At 68.0% G+C, this 6,747-nt stretch carries 7 protein-coding genes; 5 read left to right on the top strand and 2 right to left on the bottom strand.

Annotation, left to right across the window (positions count from 1 at the left end; all coding sequences use genetic code 11):
- The first annotated feature begins 589 nt into the window (after nucleotides 1–589).
- On the top strand, nucleotides 590–1,564 hold the full coding sequence (locus tag WKB25_RS10070; RefSeq protein WP_340570320.1) for an MBL fold metallo-hydrolase: 975 nt from the start codon (nucleotides 590–592) through the stop codon (nucleotides 1,562–1,564).
- Between the two features lie 118 nt (nucleotides 1,565–1,682).
- Here WKB25_RS10070 and yihA read toward each other — a convergent pair whose 3' ends face one another.
- Nucleotides 1,683–2,285: a ribosome biogenesis GTP-binding protein YihA/YsxC gene (gene yihA / locus WKB25_RS10065; protein ID WP_100462756.1), complete on the bottom strand. Its 603-nt coding sequence runs from the start codon at nucleotides 2,283–2,285 to the stop codon at nucleotides 1,683–1,685.
- Nucleotides 2,286–2,440: 155 nt separating this feature from the next.
- On the opposite strand from yihA, the gene WKB25_RS10060 reads away from it, so the two are divergent.
- The 4 genes from WKB25_RS10060 (at nucleotide 2,441) to WKB25_RS10045 (ending at nucleotide 5,707) form a co-directional block, all read left to right on the top strand.
- Complete coding sequence (locus WKB25_RS10060; RefSeq protein ID WP_089236857.1) at nucleotides 2,441–3,238, top strand: c-type cytochrome; 798 nt, start codon at nucleotides 2,441–2,443, stop codon at nucleotides 3,236–3,238.
- 106 nt (nucleotides 3,239–3,344) lie between these two features.
- A complete protein-coding gene (locus tag WKB25_RS10055; protein WP_265955606.1) occupies nucleotides 3,345–3,995 on the top strand; it encodes a thiol:disulfide interchange protein DsbA/DsbL in 651 nt (216 codons plus the stop codon).
- A gap of 106 nt (nucleotides 3,996–4,101) precedes the next feature.
- Nucleotides 4,102–4,917, top strand: a complete 816-nt coding sequence (locus WKB25_RS10050; protein ID WP_340570316.1) for a thiol:disulfide interchange protein DsbA/DsbL — start codon at nucleotides 4,102–4,104, stop codon at nucleotides 4,915–4,917.
- Between the two features lie 52 nt (nucleotides 4,918–4,969).
- Nucleotides 4,970–5,707, top strand: coding sequence for an endonuclease/exonuclease/phosphatase family protein (locus WKB25_RS10045; RefSeq protein WP_340570314.1), 738 nt, complete (start codon nucleotides 4,970–4,972; stop codon nucleotides 5,705–5,707).
- Nucleotides 5,708–5,821: 114 nt separating this feature from the next.
- Here WKB25_RS10045 and WKB25_RS10040 read toward each other — a convergent pair whose 3' ends face one another.
- A complete protein-coding gene (locus WKB25_RS10040; protein ID WP_089236864.1) occupies nucleotides 5,822–6,697 on the bottom strand; it encodes an EamA family transporter in 876 nt (291 codons plus the stop codon).
- Nucleotides 6,698–6,747: the final 50 nt, after the last annotated feature.

The following is a 6,747-nucleotide window of genomic DNA, read 5'->3' as shown; positions in this document are numbered from 1 at the left end:
GAAAACGCCAAAGCGGCACTCCGACACCGCCCCACCTTCGACAGTTTCCCGGTGGCCAGTAGATCCACGCCATGCGTGGATGATTTCCTCCCCGTCCATTCGATTCATTTCGATGATTCCGAATTGAATTCGAAGAGCATCCACGCACCGCGTGGATCCATGTGTCGACCAAGGTCGACACCCACCAAGAGCAGGTCATGCCATCCCAACAGATCGCGGGAATCTGTCGAAGGCGGGGTGGGTCCGGTTGCGGGGGCGTGAGCCGCATGGGCCCGAGGCATGCCTCGGGCGGGTGGGGCAGGACGCCCAATCCCGGTCTTGCCGTGTGCGCAGGACTGCGCACTCGAGCAAGCGGCGACCGAGCTTACATGGACGTACTTGCAGCGTCCCCCGCAACCGGACCCACCCCGCCTCCCCACAGGAAGCCCGCTTCTGCTGTTGCTTCGGCCGTTGCCTCTGCGGGTGCAGGGCGCAGCCCTGCCGATAACCCCCTTGAGCATTCCGCGCAGTGGTTTGAGCGCCGCACGCACGCGCAACGCGGCACGCTGTGCGCACCGGGCCTGCCCATCACTTATCGAGAAGAACCGCCATGACCCTGTGCCACCTGCCACTGCGCGCCGCCCTGCTGCTGGCCCTGTCCTCCCTGCCGCTGGCCGCGCTGGCCGAGGCTACCTCGCCCGCTCCCACCCAACAGGTGCCGGGTGTACAGCACCAGCGCATCGGTGCACTGCAGGTCACCGCCCTGTTCGACGGCGTGGTCGCGCTCGGCCGGCAGGAAGTGGTCGATGTGCCGCCAACGCTGGTCAGCCGCCTGCTCGAAGGCCGCTACGTGCCCGAAGACAAGAAAGGCCTGCAGACCGCGATCAACGCCTTCCTGGTGCGCCAGGGCAAGCACCTGACCCTGGTCGATGCCGGCACCGCGCAGTGCTTCGGCCCTGACCAGGGCCAGGTGCTGGGCAACCTGCGTGCGGCGGGCGTGGACCCGGCCGAGATCGATGAGGTGCTGCTGACCCACGCCCATCCCGATCACCTGTGCGGCATCCTCGATGCACAAGGCAAGCCGGCCTATCCGAATGCGACGGTGTGGTTGTCCAAGGCCGATGCCCGCTACTGGCTCGACCCCGCCAGCGAAGCCACGGCGCCGGCAGGCGTGCGCTTCGCATTCGCGCTGGCACGCAACGCGGTGGCGCCGTACCAGGCCGCCGGACGCCTGCGCACCTTCCAGCCTGGCGACGCCCTGCCCGGCCACGCAGTGGCGATGGATACCCACGGCCACACGCCGGGGCACGTGTCCTATCGCTTCGACAGCCAGGGCCAGTCACTGCTGGTGTGGGGCGATGTGCTGCATTTCCACGCGGTGCAGTTCGCGCACCCGGAAGCGGCATTCGAGGCCGATTCTGACCGCAAGGCGGCTACGGCCAGCCGTCGCAGCGTGTTGCAGGAAGCCACCGCCAAGGCCTGGTGGGTGGCCGGCGCGCACCTGCCCTTCCCCGGGCTGGGTCACGTGCGCAGCGAGGGCAAGGCCTATGCGTGGGTACCGGCGGAGTTCTCGCCGTTGAAATGACCCCCTGCAGAGCCGAGCCCATGCTCGGCCATCAGGGTCTCGCCGCGCTACGCGCGGCAGCCGAGCGTGGGCTCGGCTCTACAGAAGTGTCGCCGGGCAAAGCCCGGCGCCCTGTTCCTTATTCCAGCCCCAGCCAGCCGCCGATGATGCCGCGGGCTTCATCCACGCCGGTACGGGCGGCGCCGGAGAACACCTGCACGCTCACCGTATCGCCGAACGACGAATGCAGTTCCTTGCGCACCTTCTGCAGGGTCTGCATCTGCTGGCTGCGGCTCAGCTTGTCGGCCTTGGTCAGCAGCGCGTGCGCCGGCAGGCCACGCTGCACGGCGTAGGCCAGCATCTGCCGGTCGTAGTCCTTCAGCGGATGGCGGATGTCCATCACCACCACCAGGCCCTTCAAGGCCTCGCGGGTGCGGAAGTAGCGATCGATGAAGGCCTGCCAGTGCGCCTGCAGGTCCAGCGGCACCTTGGCGTAGCCATAACCGGGCAGATCGACCAGATGGGCGTCCGGGGTGACCTGGAAGAACACCAGTTGCTGGGTCCGGCCAGGGGTCTTGGAGACCCGGGCCAGGCTGTTCTGGCGGGTCAGCGCGTTGAGCGCGCTGGACTTGCCGGCGTTGGAGCGACCCGCAAAGGCCACTTCGGAACCTTCATCGGGCGGCAGCTGCCCCATGTTGTGGGCAGAGAGGTGGTATTGGGCGCGTTCGATGAGCAATGACATGCGCATAGGATCGCATGTTGCGGCGCCGCGCGCCCGGCCCGGGGCCTTCCAGCGGGAAAATGCTGCACTGCTGCGTTGACCGTGTACGGAAACGGCGTTGATAATCCGGGCGATGCCGGCCGCCGCCGCCCGGCCGGTCCATACGGAGCTTCAGCATGCGCCACGCTCGCGTTCTTGCCGTATCCGCCCTTGCTACTGCCGTTGTTGCCGCTGCTGCCTTCGCGCAGACCACGCTGACCCCGCTGCCCGACAACGGCCCGATCAGGACCGCCTCGCTGGAGGTGGATTTCAGCAAGACCACCTGGGGCGATGCCAAGGCCGGCCAGACCAAGGCCACCGCGTGTGCCGCCTGCCATGGTGCCGATGGCAATTCCACGGTGGAGATGTATCCCAGCATCGCCGGCCAGAGCGAGCGTTACGTCGCCCAGCAGATGGCCCTGATCGCCAACGGCCAGCGCAGTTCCGGCGCCGCCGTGGCGATGGTGCCCTTCGTGCAGAACCTCACCCCGCAGGACATGCGCGATATCGGCGCGTTCTTCGCCACCCAGAAGGCGAACGCCGGCATCGCCGACGACACGCTGGTGGCCGAGGGCCCGTACAAGGGCATGAAGTTCTACCAGATCGGCCAGCAGCTCTATCGCGGCGGCGACGCCCAGCGCGGGCTGCCGGCCTGCATGGCCTGCCACGGCCCCAGCGGCGCCGGCAACCCCGGCCCGGCCTACCCGCACATCGGCGGCCAGCACGCCAGCTATGTCGCCCGGCGCCTGCAGGAATACCAGGCCGGGCAGACCAACGAGACCGACAAGGCGCACTTCCAGATCATGGCCACGGTGGCGCAGAAGCTGACCGAGCAGGAGGTGCAGGCCCTTTCCAGCTACCTGCAGGGCCTGCACAACAAGGCCGACGACCTCGCCGCCGAGAGCGCTTCGACGCGACCGGCCGCCGCCCCCTGACCGCCACTGGTCGGCGCGGGTCGCCACGACGGCCCGTCGCTGCGGTATGTTTCCTTCACGCCGGCGGCTGCGCCGGCGTTGTCATTTTCAACGGAGATGCGTGTCGATGAGGTTGATTCCCCGCCTTCTGCTGTCCCTGCTGGTGCTGCTGCCGTTGGCGGCCTGCGCCGCCACCCCTGCCAACGCCCCGCTGGTCGAAGGCAAAGACTACGAGCGCATCGCCCAGCCTGGCCCGTTCCAGCCGCTGGCCGGCAAGATCGAAGTAGTCGAGGTGTTCGGCTACACCTGCCCGCACTGCGCCCATTTCGAACCGCAGCTGGCCACCTGGGCCGCCAAGCTTCCGGCCGACGTGCGCTTCACCCCGGTCCCGGCCGCCTTCGGCGGTGCCTGGGATGCCTGGGCCCTGGCCTACTACGCCGCCGACGAAGTGGGTGTGGCCAAGCGCAGCCACGCCGCCGTGTTCAAGGCCCTGCACGATGACGGCACGCTGCCGATGCAGAACGTCTCGGCCGATGAGCTCGCCAACTTCTACAAGGCCTACGGCGTGACGCCGGAGCGCTACACCCAGGCCCTGCGCGGCGAGGCGGTACAGAAGAAGGTCGATGCCGCCCGTGCCTTCGCCCAGCGCACCCAGGTGCCGGGCACCCCGGCCATCATCATCAATGGCCAGTACCTGGTGCGTGGCAAGAGCTTCGACGACCAGCTGCGCATCGCCTCGGCACTGATCGCCCAGGCCCGCGCCGCCCGCGGCCGCTGAACCAACTCACACCATCGACACGGCGCTGTCGCCGCCGCATGTCATCATTTCCCTCTGGCCGGCGCCTGACGCCGGCCCCACCTTTCCAGATGCTGGAGACGTTTCCATGAAGACCCGTTTCGCCGCCCTCGCCCTCGCAGCACTGCTGCCGATCCTGGCGGCCTGTAAGGCCGACGACGGCACCACCAACACCTCCGCCCCGGCAGAACCGGCCGCGACCCCGGCCAGCACCGAACCGGCCGCGCCGGCCGCAGGCAGCGAAGCCGCTGCACCGGCTGCCGAGGGTGACAAGACCGCCGCCAGCGCCGCACCTGCTCCGACCACCGCCGCGCTGACCGGCCCGGCTCCGGTGGAAGGCGCCGACTACCAGCTGATCCCGAACGGCCAGCCGTTCCAGCCGGCGGCCGGCAAGGTCGAAGTGGTCGAGATCTTCGGTTACGTCTGCCCGGCCTGCGCCGCATTCCAGCCGCTGGTCGGCCCGTGGAAGGCTGGCCTGCCGAGCGATGTGAACTTCGTCTACGTGCCGGCCATGTTCGGCGGCACCTGGGACAACTACGCCCGTGCCTTCTATGCCGCTCAGACCTTGGGCGTGCAGGAGAAGACCCACGAAGCGCTGTACTCGGCCATCCACTCGCAGAAGACCCTGAAGGGCGAGCGCGGTGCTGATTCGGTCGAAGACATCGCCAAGTTCTACGGTGCCTACGGCGTGGATCCGAAGCAGTTCGCCGCCACCATGGGCAGCTTCGCGGTCAATGCCAAGACCAACTCGGCCAAGCAGTTCGCCCAGCGCAGCCAGATCAGCGGCACCCCGTCGATCATCGTCAACGGCAAGTACCTGGTGAAGGGCAAGAGCTTCCCGGACATGCTGCGCATTGCCGACCACCTGATCGCCCGCGAACGCAGTGCGGCCCAGGCTCACTGATCAAAGAGACGTTTTCCCGGCCGTGACTTCCCCCACAACACGGACCCTGCGCTTGCTGACGGCCAACATCCAGGCCGGCTCGAGTACCCGCCGCTACAGCGACTATGTGACCCGCAGCTGGTCACATGCGCTGCCGGCGGGTCGCAAGCGCAGCAGCCTTGACGCGATTGCCACTTTGGCGCGCGGTCATGACATCGTCGGCCTGCAGGAGGCCGACCCCGGCAGCCTGCGCTCGGGCTTCACCAACCAGACCCATTACCTGGCCCAGCGCGCCGGCTTCAATTACTGGAGCCACCAGCCGAACCGTCGCATGGGCGGCGTCGCCTCCAGCGCCAACGGCCTTTTGAGCAAGCTGGAACCGGTGGAAGTGCAGGACCACGCCCTGCCCGGCCGCATCGGCGGGCGCGGCGTGCTGCTGGCCAGGTTCGGCGATGGTCGCGACGGCCTGGCCGTTGCGGTGGCCCATCTGTCGCTGGGCGCAGGTTCGCGGATGGCCCAGCTCGGTTTCATCGCCGAGCTGTTGTCGGACCATCCCAATGCAGTGCTGATGGGCGATTTCAACTGCCTGGCCGAACGTCCGGAAATGCAGGTGCTGTACCAGAAGACCCGGCTGCAGCCGCCTGGCTGCATCGTGCCGACCTTCCCCAGCTGGCGCCCCGACCGCGCCATCGACCACATCCTGGTCAGCAGCGGCCTGCAGACCCGCACCGTGGAAGCGGTGCCCGCTGCGTTCTCCGACCATCTGGCCCTGGCGATGGCGATCGACGTCCCCGCCGACGCCCTGCGCTGAGCACTTCTGGTAGCTGCCAACTTCGGTTGGCACGCTGATCTGGTGGGTGCGGACCGTTGCTCGTGTGGGTGTGGACCGTTGGTCCGCACGCTCTCCGCCGGGCATGGCCCGGCGCTACCCCGCCTGCGCCACCGGCACCTTCAACCGCCGTGCGGTCATCGTGCTGCCCACCGAGGCCAGCACCGTGCAACCGATGGCCAGCCACTGCAGGCCATGCAGGTGCTCGTGCAGCAACAGCATCGCCCAAAGTGCGGCCACCGCCGGTTCCATGCTGATCAGGATGCCGAAGGTCTCCTTCGGCAGGCGCTTGAGCGCCATCATCTCCAGTGACATCGGGATCGCGCTGGACACCAGTGCCACCACCAGCCCGGCCAGCAGGATCTTCGGTTCCAGCAACGCCGCACCGGCATGCACCACGCCCACCGGCACCACCACCAGCGACGCGGCCAGCAGCCCCAGCGACACCGAATGCCCGGCATGCAGGTGGCCGGCGCGCTTGCCGAACACGATGTACAGGCCCCAGCAGGCCGCCGCGCCCATGGCGTACAGCACGCCCACCGGATCCAGTGCCGGGCCGCCGCCGATCGGCAACAGCAACAGCAGTCCGACCGCCGCACAGCCCACCCAGAGGAAATCGATCGGCCGCCGCGACGACAGCATGGCCACCGTCAGCGGGCCGGTGAATTCGATGGCCACCGCAATACCGAACGGGATCGTGCGCAAGGCCATGTAGAACAACAGGTTCATCAGGCCCAGGGTGAGGCCGTAGCGCAGGATGGTGATCGCATCCACGCGGCTGGTCTTCCAGCGCCATGGCCGCCAGAACAGCAGCAGCAACAACGCCGAAAAGCCCACGCGCAGCGCGCTGGTGCCCTGCGCACCGATCAACGGGAACAGCTGCTTGGCGTAGGAGGTACCGATGGCCAGTGCGGTGACCGAGCCGAGCACCGCCAGCGCCGGCAACATCGGCGCGATTCGAGAAGTCTGCATGCCGCCAGTCTATTGCGCCGGCGACGAGCACTTGGCTCAATTGACGGCCC

Origin of the sequence: Stenotrophomonas sp. G106K1 (assembly GCF_037969685.1) — a bacterium.
GTDB lineage: Bacteria > Pseudomonadota > Gammaproteobacteria > Xanthomonadales > Xanthomonadaceae > Stenotrophomonas > Stenotrophomonas lactitubi.
This window is presented reverse-complemented; position numbering and strand designations above follow the sequence as displayed.